Source organism: Serratia sp. BNK-4 (genome assembly GCF_048685115.1).
GTDB classification, from domain to species: Bacteria; Pseudomonadota; Gammaproteobacteria; order Enterobacterales; family Enterobacteriaceae; genus Serratia; species Serratia bockelmannii.
Genome location: NZ_JBLQTM010000001.1, coordinates 162,269 through 178,652 on the forward strand (window position 1 = coordinate 162,269; position 16,384 = coordinate 178,652).

Consider the following 16,384-nt stretch of genomic DNA (forward strand, 5'->3'; position numbering starts at 1 on the left):
TTTCCTCCGGCTACTGCCATTTGCGGTGATAGGCGCCCAGCGTGGTCTGGGTGCCCTCGGACATCGCGCCCAGCGTCTCCATCCAGGCGGCGTCGGCGCGGTAGGCGGCCGGATCGGCCTGGCAACGGTCGATCGCCTGGCGCCAGACGCGCGCCACCTGGCTGACGTAAGCCGGGCTGCGCTGGCGGCCTTCGATCTTCACCGAGGCAATGTTGGCGGCCAGCAGCTCCGGCAGCAGCTCCAGCGTATTGAGGCTGGTGGGCTCTTCCAGCGCGTGGTAGCGCACGTCGTCCACCAGATAGCGGCCCTTGCACAGCGTCGGGTAACCGGCGTTTTCATGGTCCTGGTAGCGGTCGATCAGCACGTCGTTCAGGCGCGACTCCATGCCCTGCGGGGTTTGCTGCCAGCGCACGAAACGCGCCGGCGAACAGGCGCCGACGGTGTTCGGCGACTCGCCGGTCAGGTAGGAAGAGAGATAGCAGCGCCCCTCGGCCATGATGCACAGGCTGCCGAAGGCGAACACTTCCAGCGGCACCGGGCTGGTGCGTGCCAGCTGTTTCACCTGATGCATCGACAGCACGCGCGGCAGCACCACCCGGCCGACCTCGAAGTTGCGCTGGTAAAAACGGATCGCTTCCTCGTTGGTGGCGGAAGCCTGCACCGAAACGTGGCGTTCCAACTGCGGATAGCGTTGGGCGGCGTATTCCAGCATCGCCAGATCCGCCAGAATCAGGGCGTCGGCGCCCAGTTGGGCCGCCATATCCACCGCGCGCTGCCAGCGGGCATAGCCGTCGGGATGGGCGAAGGTGTTGATGGCGATATGCAGTTTGCGGCCGTGGCGATGCACATAATCGACCGCTTCCTGCAGCTTTTTCTCGGTGAAGTTAAGGCCGGCGAAGTGGCGCGCGTTGGTATCGTCTTTCAGACCGATGTAAACGGCATCGGCGCCGTTATCCACCGCGGCCTTCAGGGCCGGCAGGTTGCCGGCGGGACAAAGCAGCTCCATAGATTTATCCTGGCTTAGCCGTGCGCCCGGCCGGGCGCACGCTGTCTTTAAAGGTTGCCGGCGGAGGTGTTCCGCCGGCAAATGCGAATCGGGGAGGTCATTTTAGGCAATGGGGCACACACAGGTTTTGATTTGAGGCAGCTTATGGCGTATTGATAAACATGGCGGTGAAATGCACTATTTGTTGATATAGACCGCTGAAGCCGCGCGTCAGTGTGGCAAAATAGCGGTAGTCCGTATTGAAAGGAGTGGATGACCGTGTTGGAACAACTACGAGCACGCCTTGTGCGCCAGGGGCCGTCGCTGCTGCGCATCCCGCTGAAATTCACGCCGTTCGCTCTGCAGCGTCAGCTGCTGCAACAGGTGCTGAGCTGGCAGTTCCGCCAGGCATTGGCGGATGGGGATCTGGAGTTTCTCGAATCGCGTTGGCTGAAGATCGAAGTTCGCGATCTGGCGCTACAATGGTTTATGACGGTAGAAAACGACAAACTGGTGGTCAGCCAGCACGCCGAAGCGGACGTCAGCTTCAGCGGCGACGCCAACGATCTGATCCTGATCGCGGCGCGCAAGCAAGATCCGGATACGCTGTTCTTTCAGCGTCGGCTGCAGATTGAAGGGGATACCGAATTGGGCCTGTATGTGAAAAATTTGATGGACGCCATCGAGCTGGAAAGCATGCCTGCGCCGCTGCGCATGGGGCTGTTGCAGTTGGCTGATTTTGTCGAAGCAGGGTTGCAGGAGGGCACGGCGTCGGCTTCCCGTGTGGCGGTATCATGCTGATCCGCGTAGAGATCCCGGTAGACGCGGCGGGCATCGACACCTTGCTGCGCCGCGCCTTTGGCCGCGACGACGAAGCCGATCTGGTGCAGCAGCTGCGCGAAGACGGCCTGCTGACGCTGGGCGTGGTCGCCACTGACGACGAAGGCGGGGTAGTGGGTTACGCCGCGTTCAGCCCGGTAGACGTGGCCGGCGAAGACCGCCAATGGGTGGCGCTGGCGCCGCTGGCGGTAGACGAAAGCCTGCGCCGCCAGGGGCTGGCTGAAAAGCTGGTGTACGAAGGCCTGGATTCGCTGAACGAATTCAGCTACGCCGCGGTGGTGGTGCTGGGCGATCCGGCCTACTACGGCCGCTTCGGCTTTAAACCGGCCGCCACCTATGGCCTGAACTGCCGCTGGCCGGACACGGAAAGCGCGTTCCAGGTGTATCCGCTGGCGGAAGACGCCCTGAATGGCGTCAGCGGCGAAGTGGCTTTTTCGGCGCCGTTTAATCGCTTTTAACGACCGGCAATAGATACGCCAACGACAGCGGCGGGTGATTCACCAGCCGCTCTTTTTGTATTTTGCTCAGCTGTTTGACGCGGTATTCCAGCTTCAGCGCCGTTGAGCGATCTCCCACCTGGCAGTGAAACGCCAGCGTCAGTTCCCCTTTACCGCGCAGCGCCTTGGCGCCTTTGCCGGCCTGATGCTGCGCCAGGCGGCGCGCCACGTCGGTGGTGATGCCGGTATACAGCATGCCGCTCGGTAAACGCAGCATGTAGAGGTGCCAGGGAGTGGGGGAAGTGTCGGTCATCGTACGCCGTTTCGGTGGCCAGGGTCGGCGTATGATGGCATGTTCGCCGTCACAATCCCATCCCCGGCCGCCGGTGCCCTACCGCTTTACCCCTTTTTTCCCGCCAGCTCGAAGCGCGGCGAGACGATGCCGTACAGCGTCCAGCCGAGGAAGGTGGCGATGGCGCCCCACATCATCGCTTCCTCACCGGAGCTGTAGAGCGCATAGAAGCTGTACAGCGCGCCGATGCCGGCGATGATGTTGGCGATGCGCGCCTTGTTGTCCGGCACCTTCGCCACTTTCTGAATAATGACCAGCGCCGCCATCGACAGGATGTAAGGGATGATGTTGGTCACCACCGCCAGGTTCACCAGCACGTTGAACTGCTTGTTCAGCGACGGGCTGATGGTCATCAGCGACAAACCGCTCTGGATGACGACGATGGTCAGCATGCCTTTAACCGGCGCGTCGGCCTTGCTCAGCTTGGAGAAAATTTTCGGGAAGAAACCGCTGTCGGCGGAGGATTTGAACACCTGAGCGATGGTGAACTGCCAGCCGAGCAGCGAGCCGACGCAGGACATGACCATCAACGCCATGATGATCTTGCCGACCGTCGGGTTGAACATGTGGGAGAACGCCAGCCCGAACGGGGCGGTGGAGTTGGCCAGATCCATGTTCGGCACGATGCCGGCGATCACGTTGGTCGAAATGATATAGATCACCGCCGCGCTGAGGGTGCCGCCCAGTACGGCGATCGGCACGTTGCGCTCCGGGTTTTCCACCACGTCGGTGTTGGCGCAGGCGGATTCCAGCCCCAGGAACGCCCACAGGGTCATTGAGATCGAGGCGCCGATGGCTTCGAAGGTCGGCACCTGATGCGGGTTCCAGGCGGCGACGTAGGCGCTGCCGCTGAACCAGTACCAGCCGATGACCGAGATGCCCACCACCGGAATGATCACGCCCCAGACGGTGATGCCGCTGATTTTGCCGGTGATGCGCGCGCCACCGAAGTTGGCGACGGTCGCCAGCCACAGCACGCCGATGGTGGCGATACAGATCCCGAGCGGGCTGAGCGTGGTGTCGAACAGCTCGGTGCCGTAGCCGACGGCGGAAATGGCGATGGCGATGTTGGCGATCAGCAGCGAAACGCCGTAGGTGTAGTTCGCCATGAAGTTGCCGGATTTACCGAAGGCGTATTCGGCGTAGCCGCCCATGCCGCCGGATTTACGGCTGAACATGCCGCATTTGGCGAAGGCGTAGGCCAGCGCCATCGAGCCGACAGCGGTCACCAGCCAGGAAACGATCGAAATCGTGCCCACTTCGGCCAGCTTGGTCGGCAGCATAATTATGCCGGAACCCATCATATTCACGGCGGTCAGGATCGTTAATTGCACGACCCCCATTTTATTATTGGACTTACTCATGATCATTTTCTCTTTTAGGATGCGATCCGGGCGGCGGGAATTATCGCCGCCCCGTAAGGTGATTAATTTTTCATGACGTAGCCGTAAGCACGGTTCCAGCCGTCCTCATCCTGTTGGATATAAACGCCCTGCAATTCCGGCGCGAACCCCGGCAATAAATTGATGCCTTCTTCCAGTGCCAGGAAATAACGCTGCGCGGCGCCGCCCCAAATTTCACCGGGCACGACGCACAGCACGCCTGGTGGGTAAGGCAGGGCGCCTTCGGCGGCGATGCGGCCCTCGGCCTTGGCCAGCGACACCAATTCCACATTGCCGCGCACGAACTCGGTATTGGCGTCCTGCGGATTCATTACCACGCGCGGGAAATAACTTTTGCGGAACATCTCTTTTTGCAGTTCTTTAACGTCATAGCTGACGTAAAGATCGTGCATTTCCTGGCACAGCTGGCGGATGGTGTAGTTTTTGTAGCGCTGCTGGTGGTTTTTATAGACCGCAGGCAGCACCTCGCTGAGCAGGGAGTTTTGCTCGATGTGCTTCTCGAAGCGGGCGATCAGGGCCACCAGGTGCTGCATCTTGGCGATGTCTTCCGCCGGCGTCAGCAGGAACAGGATCGAGTTGAGATCGCATTTTTCCGGCACGATGCCGTTTTCGCGCAGGTAGTTGGCCAGAATGGTCGCCGGGATGCCGAACTCGCTGTAGCTGCCGGTCGCGGTATCGATACCCGGCGTGGTGAGCAGCAGTTTGCACGGATCGACGAAGTACTGCGACTCGGCATAGCCCTCAAAGGCGTGCCACTTCTCGCCGGGCACGAAGTTGAAGAAGCGCAGATCGTTGGCCATCGCCGCGGTGTCATAGGCCTGCCACGGCTTGCCGTCGATCTGATCCGGCACGAACGGTTTGATCATCGTGCAGGTATCTAGCAGCATTTTGCGCGCTTCGATGCCCACGCGCACACATTCTTGCCACAGGCGCTGGCCGCTCTTGCCCTCGTGCATCTTGGCGTTGACGTCCAGCGCGGCGAACAGCGGATAGAACGGGCTGGTGGAGGCGTGCAGCATAAAGGCGTTGTTAAAGCGCTTGTGGTTGCAGTAGCGGCTCTGCCCCTTGATATGCTTGTCTTTTTTGTGGATCTGCGAGGTTTGCGAGAAGCCGGCCTGCTGTTTGTGCACCGACTGGGTGACGATGATGCCGGGATCGTTCTCGTTCAGCTCCAGCAGCAGCGGCGAGCAGTCTTTCATCATCGGAATGAACTGCTCATAACCCACCCAAGCGGAGTCGAACAGGATGTAATCGCACAGGTGGCCAATCTTGTCGACCACCTGACGGGCGTTGTAGATGGTGCCGTCGTAGGTGCCGAGCTGGATGATCGCCAGGCGGAACGGGCGGACTTCGTTGGCGCGTTCCGGCGCCACTTCGCGGATCTGCTGGCGCAGGTAGCGTTCGTCGAAGCAGTGCGCGTCGATGCCGCCGATAAAGCCGAACGGGTTGCGCGCGGTTTCCAGATAAACCGGCGTGGCGCCGGCCTGGATCAACGCGCCGTGGTGGTTGGATTTATGGTTGTTGCGGTCGAACAGCACCAGATCGCCGCGCGTCAGCAGGGCATTGGTCGCCACCTTGTTCGAGGCCGAGGTGCCGTTGAGCACGAAGTAGGTCTTGTCGGCGTTGAACACCTTGGCGGCGTGCTGCTGCGCCGCGCAAGGCGCGCCTTCGTGGATCAACAGATCGCCCAGTTTGACGTCGGCGTTGCACATGTCGGAGCGGAAAAGCGTTTCGCCGTAGAAGTCGAAGAACTGGCGGCCCGCTGGGTGTTTGCGGAAGAACTCGCCGCCCTGGTGGCCGGGGCAGGCGAAGGTGGCGTTGCCCATTTCCACATACTGCGTCAGCGTGTTGAAGAACGGCGGCAGCAGCTCGCTCTCATATTTGGCGGCGGCGGCCTCCAGCTGTTTGCCGTAGAACTGGGTATTCTTGCCGCACAGTTCAAACACACCGTGCAGCGCCGGCAAGACGGCGTTATCCAGCTCTTCTTCGCAGCAGACGGCGACGAACAGCGGAATGTTCAGGCCGTGTTCTTCGATGCGCGCCACCATGCCTTGCGTGACGTCGTCTACCGACAGCACAATGGCGGCGACGTCATTGAAATCGCTGTGGTGCACATCGACGATGTCGCGTTCAGTTTCAAAGCAGCCGAGGGTTTGGGTGTTGGCGGCAATTTTTAATTTTTTCATTTTTCTCATTCTTCAGGCAAAGGCATTCCGCCGGCAAATAATTACATTTGCCGTTAACGCCTTCACGAAAATAAAGGTGTGCGAGAACCCAGTGATGCCGAAAGGCATTAACTGTGTTCGCTGTTTTATTTAGCTTGGATGCGCTTGGCCGAAATTAAAAATGAATTGCGTGTCCTTCCCGGTTAGCGAGAAAGAGATATTATCACCGGCGTGCGGAGAATAAATAAAACGCAATGACACTCTTATCAACGGCGTAAGAGCGAGGGGGAGGGTTATCTGTAGTTGAAGAATGCGAAACTAAAGCAGCTGCGATGAGCCATCATCATAATATGGGTTGTGCGCCTGATGTGCGCCATTTTTCGGTTATTGTTTTCCATTTTCTAATCCACCTTGCTGAGTGAAAAGATGGCGCTATTTTAACGCAAGGTGTGCTAAAAATCGTGATGAAAGTCACATAAATGCCGGTGTTTATAAATAACTATTCACCTGTTATGCAATGAATTGCATAAGTATCATCCGGGTCCAGAGGTTGGCATGTAAATGAATTGCTAATGCTCGCGGCCCTTAAGCGCTTAATTTCAATGGCGCTCGGAAAGGAATAAAAAAAGCGGTCAAATAACCGGCTACATAACGATCAAATAAATCCGCCTTGTGTTTTTTATGTTATCAATCTGCTTTATGCAAAAATAAATAAAAATTCATTATTGTTGTGTTTATATTCATGTGTGATTTTTGATGATTATCGTTATTTGTGACTCGCCTCAACAACGCAGGGTAAGATGAAGTGAGTGAACCGGGAGGCGAGTAACCTTGAATACCTCAGAACAACGGCAACAGATTGCGGATTTCATCGGCAAGCAACACGTCTTAACGCTGTGCGCCGGCGACGGCCTCGACATGTGGTGCGCCAACTGTTTTTACGTGTTCGACGCCGCGACGATGGCGCTGTGGCTGATGACCGAACCGCACACCCGCCACGGCGGGCTGATGCTGAACAACGGCCGGGTGGTCGGCACCATCGCGCCGAAACCGAAAAGCATCGCGCTGATCCGCGGCGTGCAATACCGCGCCGAGGCGGTGCTGCTGAGCGGTGAAGAAGCCGAGGCGGCGCGCGCGCGTTACTGCAAGCGCTTCCCGATCGCCAGGGCGATGAAGGCCTCGGTATGGCGGCTGGATCTGCACGAGGTGAAGATGACCGACAACACCCTCGGCTTCGGCAAGAAGCTGCATTGGGCGCGGTCTATACTTTAAGTCGACGTATTGATTACAACGGGAGATTGCATGGCGCGAGCACTGTTAGTCGGCGCAACCGGGCTGGTGGGGCGCGAGTTGTTGCAGCGGTTGCAAAGCGATCCGCAGGTAACGGCTATCGTGGCGCCGACGCGTGCGCCGCTGCCGCCGCACGGCAAGCTGACCAACCCGGTCGGCGATGCGCTGTTCGAGCTGCTGAGTAGCCTGCAGCAACCGGTCGATCTGGTGTTCTGCTGCCTGGGCACCACCCGCCAGGCGGCGGGCAGCGCCGATGCCTTCCGCTACGTCGATTACCAACTGGTGGTGGAGAGTGCGCTGACCGGCCGCCGGTTGGGGGCGCAGCACTGTCTGGTTGTGAGCGCGTTGGGCGCCAATGCGCATTCCACCTTCCTGTATAACCGCACCAAAGGCGAGATGGAGCAGGCGCTGCGCGAACAGCACTGGCCGCGCCTGACGCTGGTGCGGCCCTCCATGCTGGTGGGGGATCGCCCTGCGCCGCGCCTGATGGAGCGCCTCACGCTGCCGTTGTTCAGGCTGCTGCCTGGCAAATGGCGCGCCGTCTCCGCCAAAGACGTGGCGCAAACGCTGATGCAGCAGGCGTTCACGCCGGGCGAAGGGGTCAGGGTGCTGGAGTCGGATCGGCTGCACTGCTACCGAGGCTCACGCTGAGGTGATCGAACGCCAGCTCCAGCCCGGCGGGCAGTTCATTGTCCAGCAGCCACAGATCGAGATGATGGCTGATGTGCGTCAGCAGCGTGCGCTTGGGCTGCAGCAACTGCTGCGTCTCCTGCGCGCGGGTCAGGTCGTTGTGGTTGCGCGGCGCCTGCGGCTGAGGCGGCAGGCTGCAATCGAGCACCAGCAGATCCAGCGCCACGTTCTGCAGATAGTCGGCGGTGGCCGGCGGCAGGCCGACGGTGTCGGTCAGGTAGGCCAGCGCAGCGCCCGCCGCCTGGATCAGGTAGCCGTGGGTCAGTTTGGAGTGTTGCAGCGGCAGCGGGGTGATGCGCATGCCGCCCAGTTCGACGGTGGCGAAGGGCGCCAGCGGCGGCTGAAACGCCAGAATGCCCGGGTGTTTGAACAGGTCGTCGCAGCCCTGTTCATCCGGTGGGCCATACACCGGAATGGAATTTCCGCACCCCCAACGTAAAGGAAATAACCCCTGAACGTGATCCATGTGGTAATGTGTCAGTAAAAAACGTTGAATTTGCCCCGCCGAAAATCGCCGCTCCAAAGCCGGCAATCCCGCATCCAATAAGGTCGTTTCCCCCTGATAGTTAAGCATGGCGCTGCACGCTCGCCGCCGAAATGCCGGCTCGCGCCGCGCCCGTTGGCAGCTCAGGCAGTCACAGCCGAACACCGGCACCTGCTGTGCGCCGCCGGTGCCGAGAAAGGTCAGTTGCATCGCTCCCCCTCCGTTAAAGGTACTTCTGGGCAAAGCGGTTGATGTCGCGAAAATCCGCCAGCCGCGCCTGCAGCGTGGCGTGATCCCAGTGCCACCACTGGCTGCGTTCGATACGCTCTATCAGCGCATCGTCGAAGCGCATGCCGATCTTTTTGGCCGCCACGCCGGCGACGATGCTGTAGGGCTCCACGTCCTTGGTGACCACCGCCGCGCTGCCGATCACCGCGCCGTTGCCGACGCTGACGCCCGGCATCAGAATGGCGTTATGGCCGATCCACACGTCGTGGCCGACGGTGACGTGGTGCTCGCGCCGCCAGTCGAAGAACGCCGCGTCGTCTTCCCCCAGCCCGTATTCGGAAGCGCGGTAGGTGAAGTGATGCTGCGCGATGCGCTGGTAGGTCGGGTGGTTGCCGGGATTGATGCGCGCATAGGAGGCGATGGAGACGAACTTGCCGATAGTGGCGTAAAAGATCTGGTTGTGCCCGGCGGTGTAGGAGTAATCCCCCATCTCCACCTCTTCCAGGATCGCATCGTCGGCCAGGTGCACATACTGGCCGAGCCGGGTGCGGTTAAGGGTCACGTTGTCGCCGATTTTCGGCTGGGCAAAGTCGTTCATGGCGTCGCATCCTGAGCTTGTCGGGTAGGGGTGGGCAGCAGCGCCAGCAGCGCCGCCAGGGTGTCGTCGAGTGGGCCGTCGTTGTGCAGCACCCGGCAGCCGGCGGGCAGACTCTGCTGATATTCCGCCGCCCGCGCCAGCCGCTGCTCGATCTGTTCGGCGCTTTCTCGCCCCCGATCCTGCAGGCGCCGGCGCAGGACCGCGGCGTTGACCTGCAGGCATACCGGCAGCAGCTGCGTACCATAGCGCTGCTGCGCCTGCGGCAGGTGGGCGCGCGAACCGTTGACCGCCACGTCGATCCCCTGCAGCAGCCAAAGATCCACTTCGATCCCGAACGCGTAGCGCTGCTGGTGGGCCTGCCAGTCGAGCGCGAACAGCCCCTTGGCACGGCGGCGCAGAAATTCGGGTTCGCTCAGCGCGATGTGATTCTCGCAGCCGGCGTCCGCCGGCCGGGTGATGTAACGGTGCGCCACCAGCGGCGCGCGGTCGGCGTCGGCCCGCAGTGCGGCCAGCAGGCTGTCCTTGCCTGCGCCGGAAGGCCCCATCAGGTAGATGAGCCGCGCCATCAGAACACCTGCCTGCCCTGGCGCCACACGTTCTGCACATAAACGTGCTCGCCGTGCGGCCGCGCCAGCACCAGATCCGCCCGCAGCCCTTCGGCGAGGGTGCCGCGATCCTGCAGATCCAGCGCCCGCGCCGGGTTGCGGGTGATCATGCGCACCGCCTGGGGCAGATCGTAGGCGTTGCGTTCGTCCGCCGCGAGGCGAAACGCCGCATCCAGCAGGCTGGCCGGGTAATAATCGGAAGAGAGAATATCCAGCACCCCCAGCGCCGCCAGGTGGTGCGCCGCCACGTTGCCGGAGTGGGAACCGCCGCGCACGATGTTCGGCGCGCCCATCAGCACCTGCAGGCCCTGCTGGTGCGAGGCGCGGGCGGCCGCCTCGGTGGTGGGGAACTCGGCGATGGCGCTGCCCAGCGCGCAGGATTCGGCCACGTGCGCGGCGGTGGCGTCGTCATGGCTGGCCAGCGAGATGCGGCGCGCGTGACAGTGGGCGGCGATCGCCTCGCGGTTCGGCGCAGCCCAGCGGGCGGACAGGGCGACCTGCTGCTCCTCGTACTCGCTCATCTGCTGGTCGTTGAGGTGGTATTTGCCCTGATAATATTCGCGGTACTTTTCGCGCGAGGCGAACTGGCGCTGGCCTGGCGAGTGGTCCATCAGCGACACCAGCGACACGCCCGGCTTGTCCATCAGCTGTTCGAACAGCGGCAGGGTGCTCTCGTGCGGCAGCTCGCAGCGCAGGTGCAGCCGGTGCTCGGCGCGGTTCACCCCGGCGCGCTGGCTGTGGATCACCGCGTCGATCATCTTCTGCAGGTTTTCCAGCCGGTGGCCGCCGTCGCGCACGTCGCCGATCGCCACCGCGTCCAGCACCGTGGTGATGCCGTTGGCCACCATCAGCGCATCGTGGCTGCTCATCGCCGAATGGGCTGGCCAGTCGACGTTCGGGCGCGGGGTGAAGAACTTGTCCAGGTTGTCGGTATGCAGCTCGATCAGCCCCGGCAGCAGCCAGCCGCCGTCGCCGTCCAGCGCCTGCGGCAGCCGGCTCGGGCCGTCGGCGAAGCTGCGGATCACGCCGTCCTGCATCTCCAGCGAGCCTTGCACCACCTGGTCATCCAGCACCAGCTTAACGTTATTGACGATCATCAGAGGGCCTCCAGCGCCTGCGGCGCCTGCATGTCATAAAGCCGGTCGGCGACCTGTTGGCGGACGCCTTCATCGTGAAAAATGCCGACGATCGCCGCGCCGCGCGCCTTGGCGCGTTCGATAAGCTGCACCACCGCCGCGCTGTTGCGGCTGTCGAGCGAGGCGGTCGGTTCATCCAGCAACAGGATCGGGTAGTCGACGATAAAGCCGCGCGCGATGTTTACCCGCTGTTGCTCGCCGCCGGAGAAGGTGGACGGCGCCAGCGGCCACAGGCGCTGCGGCACGTTGAGCGCGGCGAGCAGCGCTTCGGCGCGGTCGCGGCATTCGGCGCGCTCGACGCCCTGTTCCAGCAGCGGCTGCATCACCACCTCCAGCGCGCTGATGCGCGGGATCACTCGCAGGAACTGGCTGACCCAGCCCAGCGTATGGCGGCGCACCGCCAGAATCTGGCGCGCATCGGCGCTGACCATGTCCAGCCAGTCGCCCTGGTGGTGGATCCAGATATGGCCACTGTCCGGCAGGTAGTTGGCGTACAGCGAGCGCAGCAGGGTGGATTTGCCGCTGCCGGAGTGGCCGTGCAGCACCACGCATTCGCCGCCGTGGACCGTCAGGTTGGCGTCGTGCAGCACCGGCAGGCGGGTGCCGTACTGCTGATGCAGCACAAAGGTTTTACTGAGATGTTCAACTCGGATTTGCATAGTCATCTGTTATCGCCTTGGGTTACGACAGCACCGAAGAAACCAGCAGCTGGGTGTAAGGATGGTGCGGATCGTCCAGCACCCGATCGGTCAGGCCGCTCTCCACCACTTCGCCCTGTTTCATCACCAGCAGGCGGTGGGCCAGCAGCCGCGCCACGCCGAGATCGTGAGTGACGATCACCGCCGCCAGCTGCATCTCCACCACCAGGTTGCGCAGCAGATCGAGCAGGCGCGCCTGCACCGACACGTCCAGCCCGCCGGTCGGCTCGTCCATAAACACCAGCTTGGGGTGGGTGACCAGATTGCGGGCGATCTGCAGCCGCTGCTGCATGCCGCCGGAGAAGGTGGTCGGCAGATCGTCGAGGCGCGACAGCGGGATTTCGACGTCTTCCAGCCATTGGCCAGCCTGGCGGCGAATGTCGCCATAGTGGCGCTGGCCGATGGCCATCAGCCGCTCGCCGATGTTGCCGCCGGCGGAGACCTGCGGCCGCAGCCCGTCGAGCGGGTGCTGGTGCACCACGCCCCAGTCGGTGCGCAGCAGGCGGCGGCGATCGCTCTCCGCCATGGCGTACAGATCGTGTTCCTGGTCCGCCTGCGGGCGGTAAAGGATCTGGCCACGCTGCGGCACCAGCCGCGCCGAGATCGACTTCAGCAGCGTGGTTTTGCCGGAGCCGGATTCGCCGACGATGCCCAGCACTTCACCGGGGTAGATGTCGAACGACACGCCGCTGAAGCCCTTGCCGGGGGCGTACAGGTGGGTGAGCCGGTTCACCGACAGCAGCGGGGTGGTGCTCAAAGGGGTGGAAGTCATCAGTGCTGCGCCTCTTGCGAAGATTGCGCCAGCTGCTGCCGGCAGTAGTCGGTGTCCGAACAGACGAACATGCGGTTGCCCTGATCGTCGAGCACCACCTCGTCCAGGTAGCTGTGGCGCGAACCGCACAGCGCGCAGGGTTCGTCCCACTGCTGCACGCTGAACGGATGGTCGTCGAAGTCCAGGCTCTCCACCTTGGTGAACGGCGGCAGGGCGTAGATGCGTTTCTCGCGCCCGGCGCCGAACAGCTGCAGCGCCGGCATCATGTGCATTTTCGGGTTGTCGAATTTCGGGATCGGTGACGGATCCATCACGTAGCGATCGTTGACCTTCACCGGGTAGGCGTAGGTGGTGGCGATATGGCCGTAGCGCGCGATGTCTTCATACAGCTTCACCTGCATCACGCCGTACTCTTCCAGCGCGTGCATCTTGCGGGTCTCGGTTTCGCGCGGTTCGATAAAGCGCAGCGGCTCCGGGATCGGCACCTGATAGATCAGGATCTGGTCTTCGCGCAGCGCGGTTTCCGGAATGCGGTGACGGGTTTGGATCAGCGTGGCCTCCGGCGTGCGTTCGGTGGTTTCCACCCCGGCGACGCGCTGGAAGAAGCGGCGGATCGACACCGCGTTGGTGGTGTCGTCGGCGCCCTGGTCGATCACCTTCAGCACGTCGGCGCGGCCGATAACGCTGGCGGTGAGCTGGATGCCGCCGGTGCCCCAGCCGTAGGGCATCGGCATCTCGCGGCCGCCGAATGGCACCTGATAACCGGGGATCGCCACCGCCTTGAGGATGGCGCGGCGGATCATGCGCTTGGTCTGCTCGTCCAGATAACCGAGGTTATAGCCGGTCAATACTTCACTCATCGCGGGCCTCCTGACGCTCGCTGTATTCCTGTCGCAGCCGCTTGAGCAGTTCCAGTTCGGCCTGGAAGTCGACGTAGTGCGGCAGCTTGAGATGGGAGACGAAGCCGGCGGCCTCGACGTTGTCGGCGTGGGCCAGCACGAACTCTTCGTCCTGCGCCGGGCCGGCGACGCCTTCGCCGTAGTCGGGGCTCTGCAATGCGCGATCCACCAACGCCATTGCCATCGCCTTGCGTTCGGCGCGGCCGAACACCAGCCCGTAGCCGCGGGTGAAGTGCGGCGGATGGTCCTTGGGATCGACGAAGCCGTTGACCATTTCGCACTCAGTCAGCAGGATTTCGCTGATATCGATGGCGAAACCGAGCTCTTCAGGCACGATCTCCACCGAAACGTGGCCGGTGCGGATCTCGCCGGCGAACGGGTGGTTGCGGCCGTAGCCGCGCTGGGTGGCATAGCCGAGCGCCAGCAGAAAACCTTCGTCGCCGCGCACCAGCTGCTGCAGGCGCGCCGAGCGCGAGCAGGGGTAAACCGGCGGGTTGCGGGTGATGTCGTCCGGCGCGCTGCCGTCGTCTTGTTCCTCCCGCGCCAGCTGCTGGCGACACAATAGATCGAACACGTGGCTGCAGTTGTCCGGCAGCGGTTCGTCGGCCTGCGGCGCGCGCGGCGCCTCGCCTTCCGCCAGCAGCGCGAAGTCCAGCAGCCGGTGGGTGTAGTCGTAGGTCGGCCCCAGCACCTGCCCGCCGGGCAAGTCCTTGTAAACCGCCGAGATGCGCCGCTCCAGCCGCATGTTTTCGCTGGCCAGCGGCTCGCTGACCGCCAGGCGCGGCAGGGTGGTGCGGTAGGCGCGCAGCAGGAAGATCGCCTCCACCAGATCGCCGCTGGCCTGTTTGATGGCCAGCGCCGCCAGCTCGCGATCGTAGATGCCGCCTTCGGTCATCACCCGATCCACCGCCAGCCCCAGCTGCTGTTCGATTTGTTCCGCGCCGAGCGCCGGCAGCGCGTCGTCGCCGCGCCGCAGCTGTTCCTGCAGCTGATGGGCGGCCTCAATGGCTTTTTCGCCCCCTTTTACCGCTACGTACATCAGCACACCTCCACGCGGGTGGTCCGCGGGATCGCCAGCAGGCGATCGCCGCAGGTCAGCAAAATATCCAGCCCCAGCGGGAAGCGCTGCGGGCGGTTGACCAGGTAATCCAGCAGCGCCGGCGGCAGGCGCGGCGCAATCAGGCGTTGGCTCTCGATGCCGGGGCCGGTCAGGCGCAGCGCGGCGCCGTTCTCCAGCTCAGCAAGCTGCACCACCACCGTGGCGCCGCATTCCGGCGAGATTTCAGTGCCGTGCGGTAAGGCCTGCAGATCGGCGGCCTGCAGTTGTTCATCGAACAGGGCAAAACAGACCTCCTGCGCCGTGGCGGCCAGCGGCGCGCCGCTGTGAAAACGAATGTTTGTTAGCACTTGCTCACTTTTAAGCGCAGCGCACAGCTGCAGCGGCGTTTCCTGATCGGCCAGCGTCAGCAGCGCGGCGGTGCTGGCGGCGTTCAGCGGCGCCCAGGCCGGGCCGGACGGCAGCGTCACCCGGTAACCCGGTTCACTCAATGCCTTAAGAATCAAACGGAAAGCGTGCTGCGATTGGTCTATCGGTTGTTCAAAACCGGTCAATAAACTCATAGCTTAATCCCCTCGCACCAGCGTAAAGAAGTCCACCCGGCTGGCGGCGATCGCCCGGGCGCGCAGCTGGCGCTGCTCGTGCTGCAGCGCGGCCAGCGGCGCGATCAGCTGTTGTTGCAGGCGCTCGCCGTGTTCCGGCTGTTGCAGCAGCGCATCGGCCAGCGCGCACAGCTCGGCGTGCGCCTTGTCGCGCCCGGCGATATAGCTGTAGCCGTAGCCGCCGTTGTCTAGCTGCACCACCGCGCGGGTGACCGTCATGTCCCCCAACACGAAGCGGCGGCCGGTGGCGCCCATGCGCCCCTGCAGCTGGGCCAGGCCGATCTCCGGCGCGCGGATGCGGCGGTAACCCGGGCTGAGGTTCAGCGCCTGCCAGTGGCTGCGCAGCTGCTCGGGCCGGCTGTGCGCCAGCACCGACATCCAGCGTTGTCTCGACTCTAAGGCTTGCATTCAGTGCTCCATCGTCAGTTCAATCATGTCGGCGCGGGCCAGGCTGACGGAGTATTCCGCCACGTCTTCGCCGCCGCTGCGGACGTTAAGGGTGCGCACGCACAGCAGGGGTGCGTGGGTGGCGATCTCCAGCAGCCGGCTCTCTTTGGCCTGCGCGCGGCGCGCGCTGATGCGCGTCTGGCGGCGGGTCAGCGGCTGCTGCAGGTGCTGTTCGATAAACTGGTGCAGCGAACCGCTGTGGAACTGCTGCAGCGCCGGCCACCAGTCCAGATCGGGCAGATAGTGGTCGATCACGCTCATCGGCACGCCGTTGACCCGGCGCAGGGTGCGCAGGTGGATCACCATTTCGCCTTCTTCACGCGAGAGTGCGCTGGCGACATGCCCATTGCACGGGCGCAAGACAGCGAGTAAGCGCTCACTGGTGGGGTGGCTGCCCTGCTCGAACAGGTTCTGGCTGAAGCGGGTATTGGCGTGCAGCGGGTAGTCGTAAGGCCGCATCAGCACCAGAATGCCGACGCCGTGGCGGCGCTGCAGCCAGCCGCGCTCCACCAGCTGATCCACCGCGCGGCGCAGGGTGTGGCGATTGACCTGATAGCGCTCGGCCAACTGCTGCTCCGAAGGCAGGTAGTCGCCGCAGCGGTACCGCGTGCGCAGCTCCTGTTCCAGCTGTGCGGCGATCTGCTGATAGCGGGTGGGGTAAGTGGTCGGATGTCTAGATAACTCCATCATAATAAA

At 62.9% G+C, this 16,384-nt stretch carries 20 protein-coding genes; 4 read left to right on the forward strand and 16 right to left on the reverse strand.

The genetic code is table 11. The features are described from left to right. Positions 1-10 precede the first annotated feature (10 nt). Entirely contained in the window at positions 11-1,006 is a 996-nt protein-coding gene (gene ubiU, locus ACMGGW_RS00765; RefSeq protein WP_015376422.1) for a ubiquinone anaerobic biosynthesis protein UbiU, read from the reverse strand. A 258-nt stretch (positions 1,007-1,264) separates the two neighbouring features. Here ubiU and ubiT point away from each other — a divergent pair, with 258 nt between their 5' ends. Next, positions 1,265-1,786, forward strand: coding sequence for a ubiquinone anaerobic biosynthesis accessory factor UbiT (gene ubiT, locus ACMGGW_RS00770; protein WP_039567957.1), 522 nt, complete (start codon positions 1,265-1,267; stop codon positions 1,784-1,786). Beyond that, positions 1,780-2,283, forward strand: coding sequence for a GNAT family N-acetyltransferase (locus ACMGGW_RS00775; RefSeq protein ID WP_043139248.1), 504 nt, complete (start codon positions 1,780-1,782; stop codon positions 2,281-2,283). The genes ubiT and ACMGGW_RS00775 overlap by 7 nt, the downstream gene beginning before the upstream one ends. On the opposite strand, the gene ACMGGW_RS00780 is transcribed toward ACMGGW_RS00775, so the two are convergent. The 4 genes from ACMGGW_RS00780 to speFL all read right to left on the reverse strand — a co-directional run bounded on the left by ACMGGW_RS00780 (position 2,270) and on the right by speFL (position 6,580). After that, on the reverse strand, positions 2,270-2,575 hold the full coding sequence (locus ACMGGW_RS00780) for a GIY-YIG nuclease family protein (RefSeq protein WP_145956991.1): 306 nt from the start codon (positions 2,573-2,575) through the stop codon (positions 2,270-2,272). The two genes, ACMGGW_RS00775 and ACMGGW_RS00780, sit on opposite strands and share 14 nt — an antisense overlap. An 86-nt stretch (positions 2,576-2,661) precedes the next feature. Further along, positions 2,662-3,978: a putrescine-ornithine antiporter gene (potE, locus tag ACMGGW_RS00785; protein WP_025305085.1), complete on the reverse strand. Its 1,317-nt coding sequence runs from the start codon at positions 3,976-3,978 to the stop codon at positions 2,662-2,664. A 62-nt stretch (positions 3,979-4,040) separates the two neighbouring features. Continuing rightward, the gene (gene speF, locus ACMGGW_RS00790) at positions 4,041-6,203 is read right to left on the reverse strand and encodes an ornithine decarboxylase SpeF (RefSeq protein ID WP_197769227.1); all 2,163 of its coding nucleotides are present in this window, start codon (positions 6,201-6,203) and stop codon (positions 4,041-4,043) included. A 272-nt stretch (positions 6,204-6,475) separates the two neighbouring features. Further along, complete coding sequence (speFL, locus tag ACMGGW_RS00795; RefSeq protein WP_004933443.1) at positions 6,476-6,580, reverse strand: leader peptide SpeFL; 105 nt, start codon at positions 6,578-6,580, stop codon at positions 6,476-6,478. A gap of 433 nt (positions 6,581-7,013) precedes the next feature. Here speFL and ACMGGW_RS00800 point away from each other — a divergent pair, with 433 nt between their 5' ends. Next, on the forward strand, positions 7,014-7,454 hold the full coding sequence (locus tag ACMGGW_RS00800; protein ID WP_025305087.1) for a YhbP family protein: 441 nt from the start codon (positions 7,014-7,016) through the stop codon (positions 7,452-7,454). Between the two features lie 30 nt (positions 7,455-7,484). Beyond that, the gene (locus tag ACMGGW_RS00805; RefSeq protein ID WP_167324760.1) at positions 7,485-8,123 is read left to right on the forward strand and encodes an NAD(P)H-binding protein; all 639 of its coding nucleotides are present in this window, start codon (positions 7,485-7,487) and stop codon (positions 8,121-8,123) included. Here the strand turns inward: ACMGGW_RS00805 and phnP are convergent. Genes phnP through phnF form a run of 11 tightly spaced genes read right to left on the reverse strand, consistent with a single transcriptional unit; the run spans position 8,074 to position 16,378 of the window. Continuing rightward, positions 8,074-8,856 carry a phosphonate metabolism protein PhnP gene (phnP, locus tag ACMGGW_RS00810; protein WP_089181578.1) on the reverse strand — a complete coding sequence of 261 codons (783 nt, stop codon included), beginning with the start codon at positions 8,854-8,856 and terminating at the stop codon, positions 8,074-8,076. The two genes, ACMGGW_RS00805 and phnP, sit on opposite strands and share 50 nt — an antisense overlap. Positions 8,857-8,869: 13 nt before the next feature. Beyond that, entirely contained in the window at positions 8,870-9,472 is a 603-nt protein-coding gene (locus ACMGGW_RS00815) for a DapH/DapD/GlmU-related protein (RefSeq protein ID WP_015376431.1), read from the reverse strand. After that, positions 9,469-10,038, reverse strand: coding sequence for a ribose 1,5-bisphosphokinase (phnN, locus tag ACMGGW_RS00820; protein ID WP_127146740.1), 570 nt, complete (start codon positions 10,036-10,038; stop codon positions 9,469-9,471). Before phnN ends, ACMGGW_RS00815 begins: the two co-directional genes overlap by 4 nt. Next, positions 10,038-11,174, reverse strand: a complete 1,137-nt coding sequence (gene phnM, locus ACMGGW_RS00825) for an alpha-D-ribose 1-methylphosphonate 5-triphosphate diphosphatase (protein WP_197832106.1) — start codon at positions 11,172-11,174, stop codon at positions 10,038-10,040. The genes phnN and phnM overlap by 1 nt, the downstream gene beginning before the upstream one ends. Beyond that, complete coding sequence (gene phnL / locus ACMGGW_RS00830; protein WP_049204453.1) at positions 11,174-11,878, reverse strand: phosphonate C-P lyase system protein PhnL; 705 nt, start codon at positions 11,876-11,878, stop codon at positions 11,174-11,176. Before phnL ends, phnM begins: the two co-directional genes overlap by 1 nt. A 16-nt stretch (positions 11,879-11,894) precedes the next feature. Continuing rightward, on the reverse strand, positions 11,895-12,683 hold the full coding sequence (gene phnK, locus ACMGGW_RS00835) for a phosphonate C-P lyase system protein PhnK (protein ID WP_197832107.1): 789 nt from the start codon (positions 12,681-12,683) through the stop codon (positions 11,895-11,897). After that, complete coding sequence (locus tag ACMGGW_RS00840) at positions 12,683-13,543, reverse strand: alpha-D-ribose 1-methylphosphonate 5-phosphate C-P-lyase PhnJ (protein WP_019453317.1); 861 nt, start codon at positions 13,541-13,543, stop codon at positions 12,683-12,685. Before ACMGGW_RS00840 ends, phnK begins: the two co-directional genes overlap by 1 nt. Further along, entirely contained in the window at positions 13,536-14,621 is a 1,086-nt protein-coding gene (locus tag ACMGGW_RS00845) for a carbon-phosphorus lyase complex subunit PhnI (RefSeq protein ID WP_197832108.1), read from the reverse strand. Before ACMGGW_RS00845 ends, ACMGGW_RS00840 begins: the two co-directional genes overlap by 8 nt. Next, entirely contained in the window at positions 14,621-15,202 is a 582-nt protein-coding gene (gene phnH, locus ACMGGW_RS00850) for a phosphonate C-P lyase system protein PhnH (protein WP_197833528.1), read from the reverse strand. Before phnH ends, ACMGGW_RS00845 begins: the two co-directional genes overlap by 1 nt. 3 nt (positions 15,203-15,205) lie before the next feature. Next, a complete protein-coding gene (phnG, locus tag ACMGGW_RS00855) occupies positions 15,206-15,649 on the reverse strand; it encodes a phosphonate C-P lyase system protein PhnG (RefSeq protein ID WP_197824962.1) in 444 nt (147 codons plus the stop codon). Continuing rightward, a complete protein-coding gene (gene phnF, locus ACMGGW_RS00860; RefSeq protein ID WP_025305098.1) occupies positions 15,650-16,378 on the reverse strand; it encodes a phosphonate metabolism transcriptional regulator PhnF in 729 nt (242 codons plus the stop codon). Positions 16,379-16,384: the final 6 nt, after the last annotated feature.